The following is a 395-nucleotide window of genomic DNA, read 5'->3' as shown; positions in this document are numbered from 1 at the left end:
ACTATGAGCATCCTGCCAACGGTGATATCGAAATCCTCATGGAACACGATTTTGGTTCTGACAACAATGTCAAAAATGTCTTTGGCTATCGTGATGGTATCAGTAATCCAGAGATTAAAGGCAGTGGTATCCAAACGCCGCCGAGTAGCACGAACGAAGCCATCGCAGCGGGTGAGTTTGTCTTGGGTTATGAAGGAGAAGCTGGCACGATTCCACCGATGCCGCAGCCAGAGATCTTGGGCAAAAATGGCTCGTTTATGGTACTACGTGCTTATAATAGCCATGTTGCTGCCTTCAATAAATTCCGCAAAGATAACACCGATAGCGAGGAAGAAGCTGAGCTTTTAGGCGCAAAAATGTGGGGACGCTGGCGTTCTGGTGCGCCCCTCGACTTG

At 48.6% G+C, this 395-nt stretch carries 1 pseudogene; it reads left to right on the top strand.

The annotated features are described in order from the left end of the window. Window positions 1-395 (top strand): annotated as a pseudogene (locus AAEY83_RS13045) (Dyp-type peroxidase); the annotation flags it as partial.

The sequence above is a fragment of the Psychrobacter sp. TB20-MNA-CIBAN-0197 genome (genome assembly GCF_040309765.1).
In the GTDB taxonomy this organism is placed as follows: domain Bacteria; phylum Pseudomonadota; class Gammaproteobacteria; order Pseudomonadales; family Moraxellaceae; genus Psychrobacter; species Psychrobacter submarinus.
The sequence above is the reverse complement of the archived record's forward strand: the minus strand, read 5'-3'. Positions and strand labels throughout refer to the sequence as shown.